This is a genomic window from Bacillus sanguinis (genome assembly GCF_018332475.1).
Lineage (GTDB): Bacteria > Bacillota > Bacilli > Bacillales > Bacillaceae_G > Bacillus_A > Bacillus_A sanguinis.
In genome coordinates this window covers 1-899 of record NZ_BOQB01000214.1, presented here as the reverse complement: position 1 = coordinate 899, position 899 = coordinate 1, and the positions used below count along the sequence as shown (strand labels likewise).

The following is an 899-nucleotide window of genomic DNA, read 5'->3' as shown; positions in this document are numbered from 1 at the left end:
GCAATTCAAGATGTAACTGGAAGCGCGGAATCAATTTCTATCTCCTCATTACATGCGAGAGAAAGAGCTGAAGAAGGGGAAGAATTGGTTGAACAAACAGCAAAACAAATGCATTGTATTTCTAGATCGGTATCAGAGTCAGATGCTATTATTAAACTTCTTGATGAGAAATCAAAGCAGGTAGGAGCTATTTCTGAAGCAATTCAAAACATCGCTACTCAAACGAACTTATTAGCTTTAAATGCGGCTATTGAAGCAGCAAGAGCAGGTGAACAGGGCCGAGGGTTTGCTATTGTAGCAGATGAGGTTAGAAAATTAGCGGAGCAATCAGGAGAATCATCTGGAGAGATTGCGAATCTAATTGCAGAAATTAAGGCTGATATTGAACATACTGTTAAGGCGATGGATAATGTGAATGGGGAAGTTCAACAAGGCCTTAATGTTGTAACAAAAACGAAAGTAAGTTTTACGGAAATTTTAAGTTCTACTACACATATTGTTTCTCAAGTGAATGAAATGGTAGAAACAACGAAGAGAATTGCTGGAGATGCAAATGAAGTGACAAATGCTATTGATGAAATTGCAGCAGCTGCAGAAGAAAATACAGCTAGTATGCAAAGTGTTGCTGCTTCAACAGAAGAACAAGTGAATTCAATGGAAGAAATTAGTTCAGCTTCGCAAAACTTAGCTGAGATGGCCGAAGAACTACAAGCGATGACTAGTAAATTTAAAGTATAATAACAGCAGATAAGTAAGGTGAGAATAATATCACCTTACTTATTTTTCTATTCAGCAATTAGGGGAGTCATTAACGGGATGAAAAAAAGAAAAAGACTATGGAATTTATGGAAAACGATTACATTGTTAGTTTGTACAGTTGTAATTTTTTCTTTACTTGT

The 899-nt window shown here is 36.3% G+C and carries 1 protein-coding gene; it reads left to right on the top strand.

Annotated elements, in window-relative coordinates; genetic code table 11:
* Nucleotides 1-738: methyl-accepting chemotaxis protein (locus KI369_RS21155; protein ID WP_238484943.1), on the top strand; the 738-nt coding region annotated here is incomplete at its 5' end.
* Nucleotides 739-899 lie beyond the last annotated feature (161 nt).